Source organism: Enterobacter sp. RIT637 (genome assembly GCF_019718755.1).
In the GTDB taxonomy this organism is placed as follows: Bacteria; Pseudomonadota; Gammaproteobacteria; order Enterobacterales; family Enterobacteriaceae; genus Enterobacter.
In genome coordinates this window covers 28,716-51,096 of the sequence record NZ_JAIHAZ010000016.1, presented here as the reverse complement: position 1 = coordinate 51,096, position 22,381 = coordinate 28,716, and the positions used below count along the sequence as shown (strand labels likewise).

The 22,381-nt window shown below is 56.1% G+C and carries 21 protein-coding genes; 7 read left to right on the top strand and 14 right to left on the bottom strand.

Translation table 11 applies throughout. The annotated features are described in order from the left end of the window. Positions 1-21: 21 nt before the first annotated feature. Entirely contained in the window at positions 22-789 is a 768-nt protein-coding gene (gene tpiA, locus K5E19_RS19045) for a triose-phosphate isomerase (RefSeq protein ID WP_010436926.1), read from the bottom strand. Between the two features lie 111 nt (positions 790-900). After that, complete coding sequence (locus tag K5E19_RS19040) at positions 901-1,458, bottom strand: YiiQ family protein (protein WP_260411861.1); 558 nt, start codon at positions 1,456-1,458, stop codon at positions 901-903. A gap of 151 nt (positions 1,459-1,609) precedes the next feature. Between K5E19_RS19040 and K5E19_RS19035 the strand changes: the two genes are divergently transcribed. Next, complete coding sequence (locus tag K5E19_RS19035; RefSeq protein WP_221552581.1) at positions 1,610-2,029, top strand: DUF805 domain-containing protein; 420 nt, start codon at positions 1,610-1,612, stop codon at positions 2,027-2,029. Here K5E19_RS19035 and fpr read toward each other — a convergent pair whose 3' ends face one another. From fpr to K5E19_RS19015, 4 genes are all read right to left on the bottom strand, one after another. Continuing rightward, positions 2,030-2,776, bottom strand: a complete 747-nt coding sequence (gene fpr, locus K5E19_RS19030) for a ferredoxin--NADP(+) reductase (protein ID WP_221552580.1) — start codon at positions 2,774-2,776, stop codon at positions 2,030-2,032. Positions 2,777-2,872: 96 nt separating this feature from the next. Next, the gene (glpX, locus tag K5E19_RS19025; RefSeq protein WP_221552579.1) at positions 2,873-3,883 is read right to left on the bottom strand and encodes a class II fructose-bisphosphatase; all 1,011 of its coding nucleotides are present in this window, start codon (positions 3,881-3,883) and stop codon (positions 2,873-2,875) included. A gap of 123 nt (positions 3,884-4,006) precedes the next feature. Next, the gene (glpK, locus tag K5E19_RS19020; RefSeq protein WP_047345509.1) at positions 4,007-5,515 is read right to left on the bottom strand and encodes a glycerol kinase GlpK; all 1,509 of its coding nucleotides are present in this window, start codon (positions 5,513-5,515) and stop codon (positions 4,007-4,009) included. 21 nt (positions 5,516-5,536) lie between these two features. Continuing rightward, entirely contained in the window at positions 5,537-6,382 is an 846-nt protein-coding gene (locus K5E19_RS19015) for an MIP/aquaporin family protein (protein WP_010436934.1), read from the bottom strand. 398 nt (positions 6,383-6,780) lie between these two features. Here K5E19_RS19015 and zapB point away from each other — a divergent pair, with 398 nt between their 5' ends. Continuing rightward, the gene (gene zapB, locus K5E19_RS19010; protein ID WP_010436935.1) at positions 6,781-7,020 is read left to right on the top strand and encodes a septal ring assembly protein ZapB; all 240 of its coding nucleotides are present in this window, start codon (positions 6,781-6,783) and stop codon (positions 7,018-7,020) included. A gap of 565 nt (positions 7,021-7,585) precedes the next feature. On the opposite strand, the gene rraA is transcribed toward zapB, so the two are convergent. The 7 genes from rraA to priA all read right to left on the bottom strand — a co-directional run bounded on the left by rraA (position 7,586) and on the right by priA (position 15,545). Then, positions 7,586-8,071 (bottom strand): ribonuclease E activity regulator RraA, encoded by a 486-nt coding sequence (gene rraA / locus K5E19_RS19005; protein WP_042718157.1) that lies wholly within the window; start codon positions 8,069-8,071, stop codon positions 7,586-7,588. Between the two features lie 92 nt (positions 8,072-8,163). Then, positions 8,164-9,084, bottom strand: coding sequence for a 1,4-dihydroxy-2-naphthoate polyprenyltransferase (gene menA / locus K5E19_RS19000; RefSeq protein WP_221552578.1), 921 nt, complete (start codon positions 9,082-9,084; stop codon positions 8,164-8,166). A 68-nt stretch (positions 9,085-9,152) separates the two neighbouring features. Then, positions 9,153-10,487, bottom strand: coding sequence for an HslU--HslV peptidase ATPase subunit (gene hslU / locus K5E19_RS18995; protein WP_010436948.1), 1,335 nt, complete (start codon positions 10,485-10,487; stop codon positions 9,153-9,155). Between the two features lie 9 nt (positions 10,488-10,496). Beyond that, the gene (gene hslV, locus K5E19_RS18990) at positions 10,497-11,027 is read right to left on the bottom strand and encodes an ATP-dependent protease subunit HslV (protein WP_008501802.1); all 531 of its coding nucleotides are present in this window, start codon (positions 11,025-11,027) and stop codon (positions 10,497-10,499) included. A gap of 94 nt (positions 11,028-11,121) precedes the next feature. After that, on the bottom strand, positions 11,122-12,111 hold the full coding sequence (gene ftsN / locus K5E19_RS18985) for a cell division protein FtsN (RefSeq protein ID WP_221552577.1): 990 nt from the start codon (positions 12,109-12,111) through the stop codon (positions 11,122-11,124). A 93-nt stretch (positions 12,112-12,204) separates the two neighbouring features. Continuing rightward, positions 12,205-13,230, bottom strand: coding sequence for a DNA-binding transcriptional regulator CytR (cytR, locus tag K5E19_RS18980; protein WP_042718153.1), 1,026 nt, complete (start codon positions 13,228-13,230; stop codon positions 12,205-12,207). A gap of 119 nt (positions 13,231-13,349) precedes the next feature. Further along, positions 13,350-15,545 carry a primosomal protein N' gene (gene priA, locus K5E19_RS18975; RefSeq protein WP_221552576.1) on the bottom strand — a complete coding sequence of 732 codons (2,196 nt, stop codon included), beginning with the start codon at positions 15,543-15,545 and terminating at the stop codon, positions 13,350-13,352. Between the two features lie 200 nt (positions 15,546-15,745). Here priA and rpmE point away from each other — a divergent pair, with 200 nt between their 5' ends. Beyond that, positions 15,746-15,958, top strand: a complete 213-nt coding sequence (rpmE, locus tag K5E19_RS18970) for a 50S ribosomal protein L31 (protein WP_003862040.1) — start codon at positions 15,746-15,748, stop codon at positions 15,956-15,958. Between the two features lie 315 nt (positions 15,959-16,273). Next, positions 16,274-16,954, top strand: a complete 681-nt coding sequence (locus K5E19_RS18965; RefSeq protein ID WP_126816753.1) for an oligogalacturonate-specific porin KdgM family protein — start codon at positions 16,274-16,276, stop codon at positions 16,952-16,954. A 41-nt stretch (positions 16,955-16,995) separates the two neighbouring features. Here the strand turns inward: K5E19_RS18965 and metJ are convergent, their stop codons facing one another. After that, positions 16,996-17,313 carry a met regulon transcriptional regulator MetJ gene (gene metJ / locus K5E19_RS18960; protein ID WP_010436961.1) on the bottom strand — a complete coding sequence of 106 codons (318 nt, stop codon included), beginning with the start codon at positions 17,311-17,313 and terminating at the stop codon, positions 16,996-16,998. Positions 17,314-17,589: 276 nt separating this feature from the next. Between metJ and metB the strand changes: the two genes are divergently transcribed. The 3 genes from metB (at position 17,590) to metF (ending at position 22,302) form a co-directional block, all read left to right on the top strand. Continuing rightward, positions 17,590-18,750 (top strand): cystathionine gamma-synthase, encoded by a 1,161-nt coding sequence (metB, locus tag K5E19_RS18955; RefSeq protein WP_221552574.1) that lies wholly within the window; start codon positions 17,590-17,592, stop codon positions 18,748-18,750. Positions 18,751-18,752: 2 nt separating this feature from the next. Then, entirely contained in the window at positions 18,753-21,185 is a 2,433-nt protein-coding gene (locus K5E19_RS18950; RefSeq protein ID WP_108417936.1) for a bifunctional aspartate kinase/homoserine dehydrogenase II, read from the top strand. A gap of 226 nt (positions 21,186-21,411) precedes the next feature. Then, the gene (gene metF, locus K5E19_RS18945) at positions 21,412-22,302 is read left to right on the top strand and encodes a methylenetetrahydrofolate reductase (protein ID WP_010436968.1); all 891 of its coding nucleotides are present in this window, start codon (positions 21,412-21,414) and stop codon (positions 22,300-22,302) included. Positions 22,303-22,381 lie beyond the last annotated feature (79 nt).

The window sequence follows — 22,381 nt, the reverse complement described above, 5'->3', positions numbered from 1 at the left end:
CGCCACCCGCCGCAAAGGCAATTACGCCTGTTTAGCCGCTTCTGCCGCTTTAACGATCACCGCGAAAGCGTCAGCTTTCAGGGATGCGCCGCCAACCAGCGCGCCATCGATGTCTGGCTGGGTGAACAGCTCAGCAGCGTTGGCTGCGTTTACGGAACCGCCGTACTGGATGATCACTTGCTCAGCCACTTTCGCGTCGGCTTTAGCAATGTGGTCACGAATGAATTTGTGAACCGCCTGAGCCTGCGCAGGGGTTGCAGATTTGCCGGTACCGATCGCCCAGACTGGCTCATATGCGATAACCGCACCTTCGAACGCTGCCGCGCCCTGGGTTTTCAGCACTGCGTCGATCTGACGTGCGCACACTTCTTCAGTTTTACCCGCTTCGTTTTCCGCTTCGGTTTCACCGATGCACAGAACCGGGATCAGACCCTGCTCTTTCAGCACGGCGAATTTCTTCGCGATGAACTCGTCGGATTCTTTGTGGTAGGTGCGACGCTCGGAGTGGCCGATGATGATGTATTTCGCGCCGATATCTTTCAGCATTTCAGCGGAGGTTTCACCGGTGAATGCGCCAGACAGGTTAACGTCAACGTTCTGCGCACCCAGCACGATGTGGCTGCCGTCAGCGGCGTGTTTAGCCAGGTCCAGGTACATATCCGGCGGAGCGATAGCAACCGCGCAGCCCGTTACGCCAGCCAGCTCTTTACGCAGGTTCGCAACCAGTTCGTTTACCATGTGGCGGCTGCCGTTCAGTTTCCAGTTACCCATCACTAAAGGATGTCGCATTTCAATTCTCCACGCTAAATAAGCGAATTAAGGAATATGGCCACCCGGACGGGCAGCATGGTCTGTGAATCAGTATAGAGATTTTCCCCTGAAAGGCTTTGCTTTTTGTCATTAATTCGCCCCTCCGAGTGAGTCTGATAGCGCCAGCTTAATCGGTTCAACAGCGAAGGTCAGTCCCTTTTCGCCGTTATCCGCCACCACATAGCGAATGGCGCCTTCGGTATCGGCGTAGTAACGCTTGTTTTTACCCGCCGCCAGCAATTTTTGCAGCTTTTGCTGGCTTTGCGCTTTCGTTAGCGCCGGGGTGAAGGCATGCAGAATGGCGCTCATATACTCCAGCGCTTTCGCCCTGGCAGCTTTTTGTTCCGGCCCCTGGATTGGCAGCCAGGTGATCTGCATGCTTTTAATTTTTAGCGTGCCGCGTTCGAGTGCAGTCGATGCGTATAAATTCTCGTTAATCTTGCTGGCCGCACGGGTCAGGGTTGGGGTATCACGGGCGCTATCAATAGCGCGAAATTCATCCAGCGGCAGCTTTGGGTTGGCCTGATTAAAGGCTTCACGAAACTGGCTGATCGATTGGTCGAAAGAGGGCGCGCCCGCCAGGAGATACGGCGCTGTCGTCGGGGCGGTGGTTTCAGCGGCATGCAGAGCGCTGCCTGCGCTCAGCATCGCTAAACACAGGAAAAGAGAGTGTGCCGTTAATTTCATCAATATTGCCCCTGGCCGTAAGTGCTCATGATTAAAACGATATCTGGTCGGCTTGTCAAAAGGTCACAACTCCAGGGTAAAATGCGCGCTATACGATAATAAGGAACCTTACATGACCATACAGCAGTGGCTGTTTTCATTCAAAGGGCGTATTGGACGCCGTGATTTCTGGGTCTGGATGGTGACGTGGGTTGTCGCCATGCTGCTTCTTTTTTTTGTTGCCTATAACGCGTGGCTGAGCACGCAAACCGCAGCGTTTGCCCTGGTGTGTTTACTGTGGCCAACGGCCGCCGTGGTGGTGAAACGTCTGCACGATCGCGGCCGTTCCGGCGCATGGGCTTTTCTGATTATTCTGGCGTGGATGCTGGTGGCGGGGAACTGGGCGATGCTGCCGTCTATCCTGCCGTGGGTCGTGGGCAGGATGGTGCCGAGCATTATCTTCGTGATGATGGTTGTCGATCTGGGCGCGTTTATCGGCACCCAGAGCGAAAACAAATACGGTAAAGACACCCTTGAGGTGAAATACCGCTGATCACCAGTAGTGTTCAGCCGTCATATGGCCCGGTCGGCGACGAAGGTGTTTCGTCATCTGCCGGGTATCCTTCAGAAGCTGCTGCGTGTCGCGAACCATCTGCGGGTTACCGCACAGCATCACATGGCTGGTTTCGGTATTCATGGGCAAGCCAACCGCCTCCTCCAGCGCACCGCTCTCAATCAATGCCGGAACACGTCCGGTCAGTGAACCCGACGCCGTTTCACGACTGACCACGGTTTGAATTTTCAGCTTCCCGGCATACTGCTGTTCCAGCGCCTGCATTTGCGGCAGGTAGCTCAGGTCTGCGGCGTAGCGCGCGGCGTGAACCAGCACGATGTTTTTGAAGCGTTCCAGATCTTTGCCGTACTGCAAAATAGAGAGATAAGGGCCGATGGCGGTGCCGGTTGCCAGCATCCACAGGGTGTCGCAGTCCGGAATTTCATCCAGCACAAAGAAGCCCGCCGCTTCGGTGACAATCTGCACTTCATCACCCGGCTTCAGCGCCGCCAGGCGTGGGCTGAGCTTGCCGTCAGGAACGGTGACCAGATAGAACTCGAGATCCGGGTTATCAGGCGCGTTAACGTAAGAGTAGGCGCGCTGCACGCGTTCGCCGTCGACATCCAGCCCCAGCTTAGCGAATTGTCCGGCTGTGAACGGGTGGACGGGTGCATGCAGGGTGAGACTAAATAGCGCATCGGTCCAGAACTGTACCTTTGTGACTTTACCTGTTACCCAGTCCGCCATGATCTTCTCCTGTGCTGTTTCTCTGTTCTATCTTCCGTACTTAGCGGGGAGATTTCCAGCCCATTTGGGCCGGAAAGCTCAATCGATCAAACGGTTTTACAGAATGTGCGTCTGCACGTCCGGATCTTTGCGGTCGAGATAGTGGATAGACTGGATACGGCGAATGGTGCGTGATTTACCACGGATCAGCAGCGTTTCGGTGGTCGCCATGTTGCCCTTGCGGGTGATGCCATCCAGCAGATCGCCTTTGGTGATGCCGGTCGCGGAGAATACGACATTATCGCTGCGCGCCATCTCGTTAAGTGCGAGTACTTTATTGGCCTCGATGCCCATCGCTTCGCAGCGCGCCAGCTCGTTTTCCCCGATACGGCGGTTCTCGTCGCTGTCGCCTTTCACCTCGTGGCGGGGCAGCAGGCGTGCCTGCATATCGCCATCCAGCGCGCGGATCACCGCCGCAGAGACCACGCCTTCCGGCGCGCCGCCGATGCCGTAAAGCACGTCCACTTCGCTGTCCGGCATGCAGGTCAGGATCGAGGCGGCAACGTCGCCATCAGGGATAGCAAATACGCGCACGCCGAGTTTTTGCATCTGCGCGATAGTGGCGTCGTGGCGCGGTTTTGCCAGAATAGTCACGGTGAGTTCGCTAAGGGGTTTGCCCAGGGCTTTGGCGATATTGTTCAGGTTCTCTTCCAGCGGCAGACTGAGGTCGATTGCACCTTTTGCGCCAGGGCCGACAATCAGCTTTTCCATGTACATGTCCGGCGCGTTGAGGAAGCAGCCCTTATCGCCCACAGCCAGCACAGCGAGCGCGTTGGCCTGACCCATCGCCGTCATGCGGGTGCCTTCGATCGGGTCAACCGCGATATCCACGGCATCGCCTTTACCGGTACCGACTTTTTCACCGATATAGAGCATTGGCGCTTCGTCGATCTCGCCTTCGCCAATGACGATGGTGCCGTCGATGTTGACCTGGTTAAGCACAATGCGCATGGCATGGACGGCTGCGCCGTCTGCGGTATTTTTGTCGCCACGGCCCAGCCATTTATAGCCTGCAAGGGCGGCTGCTTCGGTGACGCGGGAAAACTCGATAGCAAGTTCACGTTTCATGAGGTACTCGTGCAATCAAAAGGAATTGCACGAAGTTTATCACAGAGTGGGGAGGGGTGAGGGGACCGGTGCGGCCGGAGCCCCTCACCCTAACCCTCTCCCCAGGGGAGAGGGAACATATAATTACTCGTCGTGCTCTTCCCACGCCAGGGCGCGTTTCACCGCTTTTTTCCAGCCGCTGTAACGGAAGTTACGCTCGGTGGTTTCGATGCCAGGGCGGAATTCGCGTTCAATAACCGCTTTTTCCTGCAGCTCGTCCAGGTTCTGCCAGAAGCCTACCGCCAGACCGGCAAGGTACGCCGCGCCCAGCGCCGTCACTTCACGCACTTCAGGGCGCTCAACGCGGGTGCCCAGAATGTCGGACTGGAACTGCATCAGGAAGTTGTTAGCCACCGCGCCGCCGTCCACGCGCAGGGCGTGCAGACGAATGCCGGAGTCAGCCTGCATCGCTTCCAGCACGTCGCGCGTCTGGTAGGCAATGGATTCCAGAGTGGCGCGAATAATGTGGTTAGAGTTCACACCGCGCGTCAGGCCGAAAATCGCGCCGCGTGCATACGGATCCCAGTACGGTGCGCCCAGACCGGTGAACGCAGGCACCACGTACACGCCGTTGGTGTCTTTCACTTTGGTCGCGAAGTACTCGGAATCGAACGCATCGCTGATCAGCTTCATCTCGTCGCGCAGCCACTGAATGGACGCACCGGCCATGAACACCGCACCTTCCAGCGCATAGTTCACTTCGCCGCGCGGGCCGCAGGCGATGGTGGTCAGCAGGCCGTTTTCTGACTTCACCGCTTTCTCGCCGGTGTTCATCAGCATGAAGCAGCCGGTGCCGTAGGTATTCTTCGCCATCCCTTCCTTGACGCACAGCTGGCCGAACAGCGCCGCCTGCTGGTCACCGGCGATACCGGCGATAGGAATACGGGTGCCGCCCTTACCGCCGATGTTGGTCTGGCCGTACACTTCGGAAGACTTACGCACTTCAGGCAGCATCGCGCGCGGGATGTCCAGCGCGTCCAGCATCTTGTCATCCCACTCAAGGGTGTTGATGTTGAACAGCATGGTACGCGAGGCGTTGGTGTAGTCGGTGACGTGAACGCGTCCCTGGGTCATCTTCCAGATAAGCCAGGTATCGACGGTACCGAACAGCAGCTCGCCGCGTTTTGCACGCTCGCGCGAACCTTCCACGTGGTCGAGGATCCACTTCACTTTGGTGCCGGAGAAATACGGGTCAATCACCAGGCCTGTTGCGCTACGGATGTAATCTTCCATGCCCTCGCGCTTCAGTTTTTCGCAAATTTCTGAGGTACGGCGGCACTGCCAGACGATGGCGTTGTAAATTGGCTTACCGGTTTCGCGCTCCCAGACCACGGTGGTTTCACGCTGGTTGGTGATACCAATCGCGGCAATCTCGTCGGAGCTGATGTCGGCTTTCGCCAGCACTTCCACCAGCGTGGAGCTTTGTGACGCCCAGATCTCCATTGGGTCGTGCTCTACCCAGCCTGGACGAGGATAAATTTGCTCGAATTCGCGCTGTGACACGCTGACGATGTTCGCGTCATGATCCATTACGACAGCGCGGGAGCTGGTAGTGCCCTGGTCGAGCGCAACAATATATTTTTTTTCGGTCATGTTAGGTGTCCCGTAGTCAGATTACAGCGAAGCTTTTTGTTGTGCGGTAGACGTTGTTTCTTTCTCTTCTTCCACACAGGTGTCGCACGGTAAGTGGCGACCAATTAATTTGCGATAGCCGAATGCACCCAGCGCCGCCCCTACGATTGGCCCGAACAGCGGGACCAGGAAGTAAGGAATATCTTTGCCACCGGTGAAGGCCACGTCGCCCCATCCAGCGAAGAAGGCGAAGGTTTTTGGCCCCAGGTCACGCGCCGGGTTCATCGCGAAGCCGGTCAGTGGACCCATAGATGCGCCGATAACCGCAATCAGCAGGCCAATCAGCAGCGGGGCCAGCGGGCCGCGCGGAATGCCGTTGCCGTCATCGCCCAGCGCCATAATGACGCCCATCAGAATAGCGGTAATCACCATTTCAACTGCGAACGCCTGCACAAAATTGATATGCGGGTTCGGATAGGTTGAGAAGATGCCAGCCAGATCCAGACTTTCGACACTGCCGCGCACCATATGATGCGTCTGTTCGAAGTCGATGAAAAGATTGTAATAAAGCCCGTAAACTAACGCCGCTGCGCAAAAGGCGCCGGCAAACTGAGAAATGATGAAAGGAACAACTTTGCGTCCATCGAAGCACGCGAACAGCCACAGCGCGATGGTTACCGCCGGGTTAAGATGTGCACCGGAAACCCCTGCAGTCAGGTAGATGGCCATCGCCACGCCCAGACCCCAGATGATACTGATTTCCCACTGACCAAAACTGGCACCCGCCACTTTCAGTGCAGCGACACAGCCCACTCCGAAGAATATCAACAACCCGGTACCAAGGAACTCGGCAATGCACTGGCCTTTTAAGGTTGATGTCTGACTCATAATCGGAATCCTGAAGAGATTAATGTTATTGTTAGCATGGCCGCCCGTGACAGCCACGATGCCCTGTAGACATAGTGTTAATTTATCGTTAACGAGCAAAAACGAGAAATATCGAAATCAAAATGTGTGGTCTGCGTCAATAAAATGAGCGTTTTCGCGCCATAAAGCACATTTTTGCATCAGCATCAGAATGTGAGCTGAATCATTTCATTAACGAATGAGTTAACAATTTAGGGGTATATGACGCGAACGCACCAGGACCAGACCTAAAAGTGTTGCAAACCGCGATCTGCGCGGTGTGTCGCTGGACACAGAGCGCCGCGCTCCATACAATCGACGGTATATGTCGTGCGCGTTTACGTTAAAGCGTCGCCTTGCAATTCAGGAGAGGTAGCATCATGTCTTTAGAAGTGTTTGAGAAACTGGAATCGAAAGTACAGCAGGCGATTGACACCATCACCCTGCTGCAGATGGAAATTGAAGAGCTGAAAGAGAAGAACAACAGCCTGGCGCAGGAAGTGCAGAATGCTCAGCACGGCCGTGAAGAACTGGAGCGCGAAAACAACCAGCTGCGCGAACAGCAGAACGGTTGGCAGGATCGCCTGCAAGCGCTGCTGGGACGTATGGAAGAGGTCTAATTCCCATTGGGATTAATGAGTAGGCCGGGTAAGGCGAAGCCGCCACCCGGCTTTTTTATGCCAGTAATAAAAAAGGCCGCCAGAGGCGGCCTTAACGCTACTTGTCCTGCGCTGTCATAGCAAAAGCAACGAACACATTCGGTTCATCACTCTTTACAACGAGTACGCTGGCGACAATGAACGCGATACATAAATAGCGTTTCATTATGCGGTCCCTGCAGCTAACCGCTCCACCTTTCACCACCGGTGATAAGTCGGTGGACACAAGCCCTGGCGTGGGCTGTTTTACGGTTGTGAATACACCTTTCCCTGGACCGATGCCCATGTGCGAGATGGCGGAAAGGGACGTAGCATCATAGTTAACATCAGCCTCGCCGTTAAGACGTGCAAATAAAATTAGGATTTTATAAAGGGTCTAAGGGATTGCCTGTCTTTTATTGAGGGGTATGATAAAAGTCCCTGGTGTGGAGCTGTAAATCCTCCCAACGGACCGCGAATCCCGAGGGACAAAAAAACCGCCACATTGCTGTTGGCGGTTTTTTTATGGTTCTCGCTGACTCTTTTACTACTCAATATCCAGCGCATCCTCGGACAGGATAATACCGGTATTATCGGCGTAGAGATGGTCACCGGAGAAGAAGGTCACGCCGCCGAAATTGACGCGCACGTCGCTTTCGCCAATGCCGTCACCCGCAGCCCCAACCGGAATGGCCGCGATGGCCTGAATCCCGATATCCAGGTCTTCGAGATCGTCCACCTGACGTACGGAACCGTACACCACAATGCCTTCCCACTCATTCTGCACGGCAATGCCGGCCAGTTCAGCATCAATTAACGCACGGCGCACGGAACCGCCGCCGTCGACCACAAGAACGCGGCCGCGGCCATTCTGTTCGAGCAGATCGTACAGCAACCCGTTATCCTCGAAACATTTCACCGTGATGATTTGCCCGCCAAACGACGACCGCCCACCAAAGTTGGAGAACAGCGGTTCAACGACGTTGACATCTTCCTGGTAGATGTCACAAAGCTCGGAGGTATCGTATTTCATAGGTTTAACGCTCAGTTGCTGCGAATGTGTTCAGTATATCGTGCGAAATGCGTTGTTGGCAAAATCATCAATTGTTAATTGATATTTGTCAGCTAACTGAGCGTCTGGCTTAACACAATCCCGATGACGAACAACAGGTTAGTCAGCAGTGCGCCTTTTACCGTCCGCTCCAGCATTGGCGGCATAGCGGACGGGCTGAGTTCACGCATCACAAAACGGGCCTGCTTAATCAGCAGCGGCGCGGCAAGCACAAACAGCCAGCCCCACAAGCTCTGCAAGGAAATCAGGTTAAACAGCGCCAGGCAAACCAGCGCGCCAATGAGCAGGCAGGCATGATAGCGGCGGGCATTGACCGGCCCCAGACGAACCGCCAGGGTATTTTTGCCGTTCTCGCGGTCGCTGTCGATGTCGCGCAGATTGTTGATGTTGAGCACCGCCGTCGCCAGCAGACCGCAGGCGGTCGCGGGCAGGAACAGGGCCGGGATCACCGTATGCGCCTGCAGATACCAGCTTCCCATCACGCTCAGCCAGCCGAAGAACACCAGCACGGAGATATCACCCAGCCCAATATAACCGTAAGGGCGCGTGCCAACGGTGTAGGTAATGGCTGCGATAATCGCGAGCAGACCCAGCACCAGGAAGCCGATGAAATCGCTGGTGGTCTTAGATGCCACCGTCACCAGCGCCAGGCCGGACAAGCAAATCAGCACCACGGTGATAATCAGCGCGCGTTTCATCTGTGCCTGGGTAATCACCCCTTTCTGCATACCGCGCAGCGGCCCGATGCGATCGGATTTATCGCTGCCTTTCACCGCATCGCCATAGTCGTTGGCAAGATTGGAGAGGATTTGCAGCAGGCCAGCGGTAATCAATGCCAGCGCGGCGACCAGCGGATCAAAATAACCCTGCCACCAGGCAAGGGCGGTGCCGACGATGATCGCGGCAAAGGCCAGAGGAAGCGTTTTAGGGCGCAAACTTTCGAGCCACGCCTGAGTACGGCTGATGTCAGTCATAAGTATTTAGCCAATAAAAATGGGGGCCTTAGCCCCCATTAACAGTGATGAGAATGCAATAACCGCGATTATAGGATAAAACGGCTCAGATCTTCATCTGCCACTAACGCATCCAGATGTTTGCTCACATATTCTGCGTCAATGGTAATGGTTTGACCGTTAAGGTCGCTCGCATCATAAGAGATATCTTCCACCAGGCGTTCCAGCACGGTGTGCAGACGACGCGCACCGATGTTCTCGGTGGTTTCGTTCACCTGCCATGCAGCCTGGGCAATACGTTTGATACCGTCTTCGGTGAACTCGAGGTTTACCCCTTCGGTCGCCATTAGCGCTTTGTACTGCACGGTGGCAGAGGCGTTTGGCTCGGTCAGGATGCGTTCGAAATCTTCGGTAGTCAGCGCCTGCAGCTCAACGCGGATAGGCAGACGACCCTGCAGTTCCGGGATCAGATCCGACGGGCTGGCAACCTGGAACGCACCGGAAGCGATAAACAGGATGTGGTCTGTTTTCACCATGCCGTGCTTGGTGGAGACGGTGCAGCCTTCAACCAGCGGCAGCAGGTCGCGCTGAACGCCTTCGCGGGACACGTCCGGGCCGGAGCTGTTGCCGCCGCGCTTACAAATTTTGTCGATTTCGTCGATAAACACGATGCCGTGCTGCTCAACCGCGTCGATAGCGTCCTGCTTCAGCTCTTCCGGGTTCACCAGCTTCGCCGCTTCTTCTTCAATCAGCAGCTTCATCGCGTCTTTGATTTTCAGCTTGCGTGCTTTCTGCTTCTGGCCGCCCAGGTTCTGGAACATGGACTGCAGCTGGCTGGTCATCTCTTCCATGCCCGGAGGCGCCATGATTTCCACACCCATCGGTGCGGCAGCGAGATCGATCTCAATCTCTTTATCATCCAGCTGGCCTTCACGCAGTTTCTTGCGGAATGCCTGGCGCGCCGCGGACGGTTCCGCCTGCTGTTCTGCCTGGCCCCAGTTGTTTTTAGCCGGTGGGATCAGCACGTCGAGAATGCGCTCTTCGGCCATCTCTTCAGCGCGGTAGCGGTTTTTCTCGATCGCCTGGACACGCACCATCTTGATCGCCGAGTCGGTCAGATCGCGGATGATGGAGTCCACTTCTTTACCCACATAGCCCACTTCGGTGAACTTGGTGGCTTCAACTTTGATGAACGGCGCATTAGCCAGCTTCGCCAGACGACGGGCGATTTCGGTTTTACCGACGCCGGTCGGCCCGATCATCAGAATATTTTTCGGGGTTACTTCGTGGCGCAGCTCTTCGTCAAGCTGCATACGACGCCAGCGGTTACGCAGGGCGATAGCCACGGAACGCTTGGCGTTATCCTGGCCGATAATGTGTTTGTTCAGTTCGCTGACAATTTCGCGTGGGGTCATTTCAGACATGGGAGATCCTTACGCTTTGGAGGTCAATTCTTCGATGGTGTGGTTGTGGTTGGTATAAATGCAGATATCACCTGCAATATCCAACGCCTTCACCGCGATATCGCGCGCGTTCATGTCGGTGTTTTCCAACAGGGCGCGGGCTGCAGCCTGGGCGTACGGGCCGCCGGAGCCGATGGCAATCAGGTCATTTTCCGGCTGAATCACGTCACCGTTCCCGGTGATGATCAGCGAGGCGGTTTCATCGGCCACCGCCAGCAGCGCTTCGAGCTTGCGCAGCATGCGGTCGGTACGCCAGTCTTTCGCCAGCTCAACGGCAGCTTTCACCAGATGACCCTGGTGCATTTCCAGTTTGCGTTCAAACAGTTCAAACAGCGTGAAGGCATCCGCCGTGCCGCCTGCAAAACCGGCGATCACTTTGTCGTTGTAGAGACGACGCACTTTCTTCACGTTGCCTTTCATGACGGTATTACCCAGCGTGGCCTGGCCATCACCGGCGATTACCACATGGCCGTTACGGCGTACACTTACTATTGTTGTCACGAGCAGACCCCCTGGTTACAGATTCGGGAAACAGAAGCCCTGAGCCAGTGCTCAGGGCTGAATTAAATGATAGATGGGGGGGATTTTGGGGGTTTCAACCCCCGGAGGCGAGTCGAATGCAGTTTGTGTGACCGGCTACTTTCAAACGAGAGATAGTGCCATCGGCATTTTCTTTGCCTTTGACCGGGCCAATCACCACGCGATTCCAGCCGTTGTTGGTGGTAATGCGTGAGTCAAATCCTTCAAACGCGAGCTGGGCACGCACGGTTTCGGCCTGCTCGGCGCCTTTAAACGAGCCGCACTGCACCATCCAGCGGCGTTCGTCTTTTTTCTCAGCCGTTTGCTTCGGCGCTTCGGTTTCTTTGGACACCGGCGCGGCCTGCTGCGTTTTCGGCTGCTGCGCCGTGGTATGCGCTGGCGTCTGGAGCAGATCCTGATACGGCTGCGCCGCCTGCTTTTGCGGCTGGGCTTTTGGCTGTTGCTGAACAGGCTGCGATTGTACCGTGCGCGTCTGCTGCTGTGGCTGCTGGTATGGCTGAGCCTTCGGCTGTTGTACCGGCTGGGTTTGCGTCCACTGCTGCTGTTGTTGCTGCTGAATTTGTGCCTGGCGCTGACGCTGCATCTGCAACGTTTGCTGACGCTGCGCAGGCGTTTGTTCATTCCACGGTACTTCATTCAGCTGCGTAGGCTGCTGGCGCATATCGGCCTGCATCTGTGCCAGCAGCTGGCGCTGTTCGTTCGTCAGCTGATCGGCATTTTTCACTTCGCCACCGGCAGACGGCTCGGTAGGCGCACGCACGCCAGGCTGGCGGCTTTCCAGCTCTTTAATATAGCGCCAGCGCTCCTCAGGCTTCGGCGGCAGGCCATTACCGGCCACTTTGTTGCCCTGAAGCGCTTCAGATTCTTCTTTTTTATGGTGCGTAATGAAGTACAGGCCGCCAATAAAGGCCACCAGTACAGCCGCAGCAATAGCGACCATTGCTGGCGAGACGGCAGGCAGGTTCCGCTGCTTGCTTTTTGAACTACTCTTTTTGCGTCGCGAAGGTGCCGGCTGGCCGCGACGTACATAATCTCGTTGTGCCACTATCGTTTCGCTGTATTTATTCGTTCGTCAGCCCGCCATGTTACTTAAGCGGCGGGGCTTTGACCAGATAAGGGTGTCCGAAAGGCATTTACTTTAAGTCAATGCCTGGGTAGAGCCGCGAACAATCAGCTCGCAGTCCAGTAGCCGAGAGCCGCTGCTAACCGTTTGGCCCTGCAGCTGATCCAACAAAAGCAGCATCGCTTCGCGGCCAATCTGATAGCGCGGTTGTGAAACGGTAGAGAGCGGTGGATCGCAAAACTCTGAAAGCGAAATATTATCGAAGCCGATAATCGACAGGTCTTTCGGCACGCGTAACCCACGACGTTTGGCGTGGGACAGCGCGCCCAGCGCCATCACGTCGCTGTGGCAGAACACCGCCGTTGGCGGCTGCGGCAGTGCCAGCAGTTTCTCCAGCGCTTGTCCGCCCGCTTCAAAGGTAAAATCACCGCGCGCAATATAGTGCGGATCAACGATGGCTCCGGTACGGCGCAGCGCCTGAACATAGCCTTGCAGGCGGTAGTGGCAAAGCGGCATCTCTTCCGGCCCGGCAATACAGCCAATGCGCTTATGCCCCAGTTCCTGAAGATAGTTCACCGCATTGAACGCGGCCGTCAGGTTATCAATATGCACCGTCGGCAGTTCCAGCTCTGGCGCGAACTCGTTGGCCATCACCATCGGCGGTAAATTGCGTTGTTCTTCAATGCTGGCATCAAACGGCAGGCGGGAGCCAAGCAGCAGCATACCGTCAATCTGCTTGGTGATAATGAGATCGATAAAGGTTTTTTCCTGCTGATTCTGGTGGGCGCAATCGCCAATCAGCACCAGATAGCCTTGTTCAGCCGCCGTCACTTCGATACCGCGAATGATCTCGCTAAAGAAGGGGTCGCAGATGTCCGGCACAATCACCAGAATAGTCCGCGATTCGTTGCGCTTTACGTTGCGCCCCATCGCCTGCGGGAAATAGCCCACTTCCAGCGCCGCCTGTTCAACCTTGTTACGGGTCGCCTGGGAGACTTTATCCGGGTTCATTAATGCGCGGGACACGGTTGCCGTTGAGACTTGTGCTTTCTCGGCAACGTCTTTCATGGTCGCCGTAGTGACCTCTTTCCTGGACTTCAACGTCTTCTCCTCGCCTGAACACCGAACTGCGGACATCACCATTTTTACAGATAGTTAATGGAATCGGTTACAGAATTTTCATAAAAAGTGTGAGGCGCGTTAAATTTTTCGATCCGTCTTCAGCCTTCGATGGGATCGACGTCCAGAACCCACTTCACTTTTCGCGCTTCCGGCAGGGTGTTGATCAGCGCCAGCGTGCCGCTGACGATATGCTGAAGGCGGATACGTGACGGGTGCTGAAGTAAGATTTGCCAGCGGAAACGTCCGCCGCGTTTCGGGGCCAGCGCTGGAACCGGACCCAAAATCCACAGCTGACTATCCACCAGCGGGCTGGCCTGCAGGAGGTTTCTCAGCTGTTGCAGGAAAAGCGGCGCCTGCTGGTTGTTATGGTCTTCCGCGCGGATGATGACGTGGCTGGTCCACGGCGGCAGCTGCATTGTCTGACGTTCGGCCAGCGCCTGTTCGGCAAAGGCGTCATAGCCTTTATGCAGCAACGTTTGCAGCAGCGGGTGCTCAGGGTGGTGCGTTTGCAGCACCACTTCCCCTTGTTTGCCTGCGCGTCCGGCACGCCCCGCCACTTGGGTATATAGCTGGGCGAAGCGCTCGGCGGAGCGGAAATCTGCCGAGAACAGTGCGCCGTCAACGTCCAGCAGGGCGACCAGCGTGACGTCCGGGAAGTGATGCCCTTTTGCCAGCATCTGCGTACCAATCAGGATGCGTGCGCCACCGCGATGCACTTCCGCCAGTTGTTGTTCCAGCGCGCCTTTGCGGCTGGTGGTATCCCGGTCGATACGCGAAATAGGCACGTCCGGGAAGAAGGGGCCAAGCGCCTGTTCAAGCTGTTCGGTGCCCAGACCGACCGGCACGATATGCGTTGAGCCACACGATGGGCACTGGCGCGGCACCGGGCGCTGGCTGTCGCAGTGGTGGCAGCGCAAATGCCGCTGGGCCTGATGGAAGGTGTAGTAGTGGTCGCAGCGCGGGCATTCCGCAATCCAGCCGCAGTCGTGGCACAGCAGGGCGGGCGCGAAACCGCGTCGGTTAAGGAACAGGATCACCTGGTTGCCCGCCTGCAAATGCTGCCGCATTCGGGTAATCAATGCAGGTGCGAGCCCGGCCTGAACCTGCTGACCTTTCAGATCCAGCACGTGCTGAATCGCCGGGCGCGCATTCCCCGCGCGACGCGTCAGGCGCAGCATATGGTATTTACGCTGGCGCACGTTGTGCAGCGTTTCGAGCGCGGGCGTGGCGGAGCCGAGAATGATGGGGATTTGCTCGCTGTGCGCACGGTATACCGCTAAGTCACGGGCGTGATAGCGCCAGCCTTCCTGCTGTTTATAGGAGCTGTCGTGCTCTTCATCTATTACGATAACGCCGAGATTTTTAAACGGCGTAAACAGCGACGAGCGGGTGCCGATCACAATCGCCGCTTCGCCGTTTTTCGCTTTCAGCCAGGCGCTGAGGCGCTCGCTGTCGTTAAGCCCGGAGTGCAGCACCTCAACCGGCGCGTTAAAGCGTTCGCGAAAGCGAGCGATGGTCTGCGGCGTCAGGCCGATTTCCGGCACCATCACCAGCGCCTGTTTGCCCTGTGCGAGCACGTTTTCCAGCACGCTCAGATAAACTTCGGTCTTGCCGGACCCCGTCACGCCCGCCAGCAGCCAGGCAGAAAAGTGGTCCGAGGCGCTGTGAATCGCCCCCACGGCGGTGGCCTGCTCGGTGTTCAGACGCAGGCGCTCTCCAGAGACGGAGAAGCCGTCGCGCCAGTCGTGAAGGGCGGGCGCTTCGCTTGCCAGCTCGCTCAGCCCTTTCTTTCTTAATGCCTGGAGCGCGGTTTCGCTGACCTCAAGCTCGTCGACCTGATGCCGCCAGATTTTTCCCTGACGCAGCGCTGCCAGCGCCTGCTGCTGTTTCTGCGAGCGCTTCAGGCTGTTGATATCCACAGCCTGACCCTGCTCGGTAGCAAACCAGTACCACATCGGCGCATGGCTGGCGCTCTTGCCCTGGCGCAGCATAATCGGCAGGGCGTGGAACAGGACATCGCCAATGGGGTGATGATAATAATCCGCCGCCCACAGCAGCAGTCGCCAGGTGCTGGTGGAGTAAACCGGCTCACTGTCCAGCACCTCAACCACCGATTTCAGTTCATTAAGCGGCAGCTCGCTTTTTTCACTCACGGAAACCACGATCCCCACGCGCTGCTGTTTGCCAAACGGCACGGTCACGCGACAGCCCGCTTTGGCGCTCATGCTGTTGGGCAGCAAGTAGTCAAAGGTGCGGGGAAGCGGAACGGGCAGGGCAACGTGAGCGACGGGCATCGAATCTTCCTGACTTGAAAAGTGGCGCGTTAGTATACACATTAGTGAAAGCGGCGTGCGGATCAGTTTGCATACGCTGGTCAAATTCTGTATGATTCGCCGCCTTTGGTGTATATTACGCCAGAGAAATTACATTCAACATCGCGTGGTGTCTGGCGTTAGGGCTGGAAGAGCGACGCGGCCTTAACTGAGGTTCTCCCATGAAAAAAGATATTCACCCGAAATACGAAATGATTACTGCAAACTGCTCTTGCGGTAACTCTATCCAGATCCGCTCCACCGTGGGTCACGATCTGAACCTGGACGTGTGCGGCAAATGCCACCCGTTCTACACTGGTAAGCAGCGTGATGTTGCAACCGGTGGCCGTGTTGACCGCTTCAACAAGCGTTTCAGCATCCCGGGCGCTAAATAAGCATCCAGAAGAAACCGCCTCCGGGCGGTTTTTTTGTGCCTTTAATTTCCCTCCTGAATAAATCCTTGTATTATATTTAACGCTTAAATAATTAATAACGCGCTGCCGTTTTTAATATATTTGTCTGGTGTATTCTTTAACAGTTAGTGAACTGCATCTTTGTTTTCTTGAATTCTTTGCCACTGTTTTTCTTTGTGTGTCAAAAAATAAAAGGTTTCCCTCATTTCGTAAAATTACACTTCGCTCGTCATACATTCTTATTTGCCATTTTATCTGCAATGGCTTTCAGGGCGTGTTTACTTCGAGGGAAAGGTTATGAAAATTAAACATCTGTTATTCGTGCTGCCATTATTGTCCTGTGCGGCACAGGCGGGATATGTTGATTATCGACACGAGTATTACGACGATGGGCGTAATTACGACCGTGTGTACATGTCGCACCGCTTTGGCACCGGCTTTGGCGTGGCCGTGGAGGCGGTATCGCGCTCCGATAATAAGCAGTCTAACGACGCGCTTAATAATATGGAAAGTAACAGCAACGAATATACGGCAAGCTATCAATTTACCTGGCAGGGTTTTATCTGGCAGCCGGGCGTCGCCGTTGAAATGGGCGATGATATGGCTATTTATAAGCCGTATCTGCGGGTGCAATATAATATTGATGACAGCTGGTGGACAGCGTTCCGCTATCGTACCGAATACACTCGCCGCAATGCGGACGGAAAAGATGACCGTATGGTTTATCGCCCAGAAATGTGGCTGGGTTATAATATCGATAACTGGATGTTCGAACTTAACGGAATTTATAAATTCGCCGATAACGAAGATCTGTATAACAACAAAAAAGAAGATTACGAATATAACTTCCGCGTGGCGTATAACATCGACTCGTGGATCCCGTTTGTGGAAGTGGGCAACGTCTCTTCCGGCTATAACACCGCCACCAGCGACGACCGCCAGACGCGTCTGCGCGTGGGATTAGGCTACAACTTCTAAATACCATCCCGCTGAGTCACCTCAGCGGGATCGCACCGCAGTTAGTATTCCCACGTATCCGGGTCAATGCCCAGTTCACGCATGATGATTTTCGCCTCTTCCGGGATCTCATCACTGCGCTCTTTGCGCAAATCGTCATCGTTCGGCAACGGTTGGCCGGTAAACGCATGCAGGAACGCTTCGCACAGCAGTTCGCTGTTGGTCGCGTGACGCAGGTTGTTCACCTGACGACGCGTGCGTTCATCGGTGAGGATCTTCAACACCTTCAGAGGAATGGAAACCGTAATTTTCTTTACTTGCTCACTCTTCTTACCGTGCTCAGCGTATGGGCTGATATATTCGCCGCTCCATTCAGCCATGAGATACCTTTAATCCTCTCAGTCATTAATCTAAAGGTGCAGAACCGATAACCGCCGGTTTTGAACCGTAATCTTGCCTAGTTTACCGTAGAGACGATACCGTGGCACGGATATTGCCGCTGCAGCGTGCACTAAAGCATATAATTTTAACGGCTATTTGCGCATTGCTCAATCTATACGCAAAGAAGTTTAGATGTCCAGATGTATTGACGTCCATACTTTCAATGTTTACTCTGGTGCCTGACTTTTCACCTATTAAGCCAGGAAGCCCTCACCATGACGCGTAAACAGGCCACCATCGCAGTGCGTAGCGGATTAAATGATGACGAGCAGTACGGCTGCGTTGTCCCGCCAATTCATCTTTCCAGTACCTATAATTTCACCGGATTTAATGAACCTCGCGCGCATGACTATTCGCGTCGTGGCAACCCTACGCGTGACGTTACCCAGCGCGCGCTGGCGGAGCTGGAAGGGGGGGCGGGTGCGGTATTAACCAATACGGGTATGTCCGCCATTCACCTGGTGACCACGGTGTTCCTGAAGCCTGGCGACCTGCTGGTCGCGCCGCACGATTGCTACGGCGGCAGCTATCGCCTGTTTGATAGCCTGGCAAAACGCGGTTGCTATCGCGTGCTGTTTGTCGATCAAAATGACGAACAGGCGCTGAAACAGGTGCTGGCAGAGCAGCCGAAGCTGGTTCTGGTGGAAAGTCCAAGCAACCCATTGTTGCGCGTTGTCGATATTGCGAAAATTTGTCAGCTCGCAAGGGATGCGGGAGCGATAAGTGTAGTGGATAATACATTCCTCAGTCCGGCCCTTCAGAACCCGTTAGCACTGGGTGCCGATCTGGTGTTGCATTCATGCACTAAATATCTGAACGGTCATTCTGATGTGGTGGCAGGCGTGGTGATTGCAAAAGATCCCGACGTTGTCACCGAACTGGCATGGTGGGCCAATAACATTGGCGTCACCGCGAGCGCCTTCGACAGCTACCTGCTGTTACGCGGTATCCGCACCCTGTCGCCACGCATGGAAGTGGCGCAGCGCAATGCCCAGGCGATCGTTGATTTCCTGAAAACCCAGCCGCTGGTGAAGAAGCTCTATCACCCGTCGCTGCCGGAAAATCAGGGGCACGAGATTGCCGCGCGCCAGCAGAAGGGATTTGGCGCGATGTTAAGTTTTGAACTGGACGGTGACGAGCAAACGCTGCGTCGCTTCCTGAGCGGGCTGTCATTGTTTACGCTGGCGGAATCGTTAGGTGGGGTTGAAAGCTTAATCTCCCACGCCGCGACCATGACGCACGCAGGTATGGCACCGGAAGCACGTGCCGCCGCCGGGATCTCTGAGACGCTGCTGCGTATCTCAACCGGTATTGAAGATTCTGAAGATTTAATTGCCGATCTGGAAAATGGCTTCCAGGTCGCAGCCAAGGGGTAATCATGAGTGTGATAGCGCAGGCAGGGGCGAAGGGTCGTCAGCTGCATAAGTTTGGTGGTAGTAGTCTTGCTGATGTGAAGTGTTACCTGCGCGTTGCAGGGATCATGACCGAGTATTCACAGCCGGGTGACATGATGGTTGTCTCGGCGGCGGGCAGCACCACCAACCAGTTGATTAGCTGGCTGAAACTGAGCCAGACCGATCGCCTTTCTGCGCATCAGGTACAACAGTCTTTACGCCGTTACCAGAGCGAGCTGATTGCCGGCCTGCTGCCTGCGGACGTGGCGGACGGGCTGATCAGCGCCTTTACTCATGACCTTGAGCGTCTGGCTGCCCTGCTGGACAGCGGTATTACCGACGCGGTCTATGCCGAAGTGGTGGGCCACGGAGAAGTGTGGTCCGCACGGCTGATGGCTGCCGTTCTGCAGCATCTGGGCGTGGAGGCGGCCTGGCTCGACGCGCGTGATTTCCTGCGCGCTGAACGCGCCGCTCAGCCTCAGGTGGATGAAGGGTTGTCCTACCCGCTGCTGCAACAGCTGCTGGTGCAGCATCCAGGCAAACGTATTGTCGTCACCGGCTTTATCAGCCGCAGCAACGCGGGCGAAACCGTGCTGCTGGGCCGTAACGGTTCAGACTACTCGGCAACGCAGATTGGTGCCCTGGCGGGCGTGTCCCGCGTCACCATCTGGAGCGACGTGGCCGGTGTTTACAGCGCGGACCCGCGCAAAGTGAAAGATGCCTGCCTGCTGCCGCTGCTGCGTCTCGACGAAGCCAGCGAGCTGGCCCGTCTGGCCGCACCGGTACTGCACGCGCGCACGCTGCAGCCGGTTTCCGGCAGCGATATCGACCTCCAGCTGCGCTGTAGCTATACGCCGGATCAGGGTTCCACGCGCATTGAGCGCGTACTGGCATCCGGCACGGGTGCGCGCATTGTCACCAGCCACGACGACATCTGCCTGATTGAGTTCCAGGTGCCTGCGGGCCAGGACTTCAAGCTGGCGCATAAAGATATCGACCTGATCCTGAAACGTGCTCAGGTGCGCCCGCTGGCCGTCGGCGTGCATAACGATCGCCAGCTGCTGCAGTTCTGCTATACCGCGGAAGTGGCGGACAGCGCGCTGAAAATCCTCGATGAAGCGGGCCTGCCGGGCGAGCTTCGCCTGCGTCAGGGTCTGGCGCTGGTGGCGATGGTGGGCGCGGGCGTCACCCGTAACCCGCTGCACTGCCACCGCTTCTGGCAGCAGCTGAAAGGCCAGCCGGTGGAGTTCACCTGGCAGTCGGAAGAGGGGATCAGCCTGGTCGCCGTGCTGCGTAAAGGGCCAACCGAGAGCCTGATTCAGGGTCTGCATACCTCCCTGTTCCGCGCGGAAAAACGCATCGGCCTGGTGCTGTTCGGGAAAGGGAACATCGGTTCCCGCTGGCTTGAACTGTTCGCCCGCGAGCAGGAAACGCTCTCCGCGCGTACCGGATTTGAATTTATTCTTGCGGGCGTGGTGGATAGCCGCCGCAGCCTGCTGAATTACGAAGGGCTGGACGCCAGCCGCGCGCTGGCCTTCTTTAATGATGAAGCGGTTGAGCAGGATGAAGAGTCGCTGTTCCTGTGGATGCGCGCGCACCCTTACGATGACCTGGTGGTGCTGGACGTGACCGCCAGCGAGCAGCTTGCGGATCAGTATCTGGATTTCGCCAGCCACGGCTTCCACGTCATCAGCGCCAACAAGCTGGCGGGGGCGAGCAGCACCGATAAATACCGTCAGATCCACGACGCGTTTGAAAAAACCGGTCGTCACTGGCTCTACAACGCCACCGTTGGCGCGGGGCTGCCGGTTAACCATACCGTGCGCGACCTGATTGAAAGTGGCGACAGCATTCTGGCGCTGAGCGGTATCTTCTCCGGCACGCTCTCATGGCTGTTCCTGCAGTTCGACGGCACCGTGCCGTTCACCGACCTGGTGGATCAGGCATGGCAGCAGGGCTTAACCGAGCCCGATCCGCGCGTGGACCTGGCCGGGAAAGACGTGATGCGCAAGCTGGTGATCCTGGCGCGTGAAGCGGGCTACGACATCGAACCGGGTCAGGTGCGTGTTGAATCCCTGGTGCCTGCGGGCTGTGAGGAAGGGTCTGTGGATCACTTCTTCGAAAACGGTGATGAGCTGAACGAGCAGATGGTGCAGCGCCTGGAAGCTGCCAACGAGATGGGTCTGGTGCTGCGCTACGTGGCGCGCTTCGAGGCGAACGGTAAAGCGCGCGTGGGTGTGGAAGCGGTACGTCCTGAACACCCTCTGGCGGCGCTGCTGCCGTGCGACAACGTCTTCGCTATCGAAAGCCGCTGGTACCGCGATAACCCGCTGGTGATCCGCGGTCCGGGCGCGGGGCGCGATGTCACCGCCGGGGCGATCCAGTCCGACATTAACCGTCTGGCTAAGCTGCTGTAAAAAATGAATTTCCCTCTCCCTGTGGGAGAGGGTTAGGGTGAGGGCACCAGACCGCACTCACCCCCATCATGAATTTCCCTCATCTTCCCTGAACAAACCTCACCGTTATTGTTGATTATTTATGTTGACGTCCCTCCGCTTTTCCGTCATTTTTACATCTGGACGTCTAAACGTATAGAAGTTCACAACACAACAAACAATGACACGCGATAGATAGAGGTAAGGTATGAGCTTTTTTCACGCCAACCAGCGGGAAGCACTGAATCAGAGCCTGGCCGAAGTAAACGGCCAGATTAACGTCTCTTTTGAATTTTTCCCGCCGCGCACCAGTGAAATGGAGCAAACCCTGTGGAGCTCTATCGATCGCCTGAGCAGCCTGAAGCCGAAGTTTGTCTCCGTGACTTACGGCGCGAACTCCGGCGAGCGTGACCGTACGCACAGCATCATTAAAGGCATCAAAGATCGTACCGGTCTGGAAGCAGCGCCGCACCTCACCTGTATCGACGCCACCCGCGATGAGCTGCGGGCTATCGCCCAGGATTACTGGAATAACGGCATTCGTCATATCGTCGCCCTGCGCGGTGACCTGCCGCCGGGTAGCGGTAAGCCGGACATGTATGCCGCCGATCTGGTTGCGCTGCTGAAAGACGTGGCTGACTTTGATATCTCCGTTGCTGCTTATCCTGAAGTGCATCCGGAAGCGAAAAGCGCCCAGGCGGACCTGCTCAACCTGAAACGCAAAGTCGACGCTGGCGCGAACCGCGCGATAACGCAATTTTTCTTCGATGTTGAAAGCTACCTGCGCTTCCGTGACCGCTGCGTTTCTGCGGGTATCGACGTCGAAATTATCCCGGGCATTCTGCCGGTCTCTAACTTCAAACAGGCGAAGAAATTTGCCGATATGACCAATGTGCGTATTCCGCTGTGGATGTCTAAAATGTACGAGGGGCTGGACGATGACCCGGAAACACGCAAGCTGGTGGGCGCAAATATCGCGATGGACATGGTGAAGATCTTAAGTCGTGAAGGGGTGAAGGATTTCCACTTCTACACGCTGAACCGTGCAGAGATGAGTTACGCCATATGCCACACGCTCGGCGTTAGACCAGGCGTGTAACAAAAAAGAGCCCTCTTCGGAGGGTTTTTTGATTTATAAGGGTTTTATTTTCCTGCCATATCAGCAATGCTGCCTTTGA

Coding starts and splice junctions, on each gene's coding strand:
- metJ (WP_010436961.1), bottom strand. CDS start 17,313: ATGGCTGAATGGAGCGGCGAATATATCAGCCCATACGCTGAGCACGGT.
- K5E19_RS19040 (WP_260411861.1), bottom strand. CDS start 1,458: ATGCTGAGCGCAGGCAGCGCTCTGCATGCCGCTGAAACCACCGCCCCG.
- hslU (WP_010436948.1), bottom strand. CDS start 10,487: ATGTCTGAAATGACCCCACGCGAAATTGTCAGCGAACTGAACAAACAC.
- menA (WP_221552578.1), bottom strand. CDS start 9,084: ATGACTGACATCAGCCGTACTCAGGCGTGGCTCGAAAGTTTGCGCCCT.
- fpr (WP_221552580.1), bottom strand. CDS start 2,776: ATGGCGGACTGGGTAACAGGTAAAGTCACAAAGGTACAGTTCTGGACC.
- glpK (WP_047345509.1), bottom strand. CDS start 5,515: ATGACCGAAAAAAAATATATTGTTGCGCTCGACCAGGGCACTACCAGC.
- priA (WP_221552576.1), bottom strand. CDS start 15,545: ATGCCCGTCGCTCACGTTGCCCTGCCCGTTCCGCTTCCCCGCACCTTT.
- tpiA (WP_010436926.1), bottom strand. CDS start 789: ATGCGACATCCTTTAGTGATGGGTAACTGGAAACTGAACGGCAGCCGC.
- K5E19_RS19015 (WP_010436934.1), bottom strand. CDS start 6,382: ATGAGTCAGACATCAACCTTAAAAGGCCAGTGCATTGCCGAGTTCCTT.
- rpmE (WP_003862040.1), top strand. CDS start 15,746: ATGAAAAAAGATATTCACCCGAAATACGAAATGATTACTGCAAACTGC.
- rraA (WP_042718157.1), bottom strand. CDS start 8,071: ATGAAATACGATACCTCCGAGCTTTGTGACATCTACCAGGAAGATGTC.
- zapB (WP_010436935.1), top strand. CDS start 6,781: ATGTCTTTAGAAGTGTTTGAGAAACTGGAATCGAAAGTACAGCAGGCG.
- metF (WP_010436968.1), top strand. CDS start 21,412: ATGAGCTTTTTTCACGCCAACCAGCGGGAAGCACTGAATCAGAGCCTG.
- metB (WP_221552574.1), top strand. CDS start 17,590: ATGACGCGTAAACAGGCCACCATCGCAGTGCGTAGCGGATTAAATGAT.
- K5E19_RS18965 (WP_126816753.1), top strand. CDS start 16,274: ATGAAAATTAAACATCTGTTATTCGTGCTGCCATTATTGTCCTGTGCG.
- K5E19_RS18950 (WP_108417936.1), top strand. CDS start 18,753: ATGAGTGTGATAGCGCAGGCAGGGGCGAAGGGTCGTCAGCTGCATAAG.
- glpX (WP_221552579.1), bottom strand. CDS start 3,883: ATGAAACGTGAACTTGCTATCGAGTTTTCCCGCGTCACCGAAGCAGCC.
- K5E19_RS19035 (WP_221552581.1), top strand. CDS start 1,610: ATGACCATACAGCAGTGGCTGTTTTCATTCAAAGGGCGTATTGGACGC.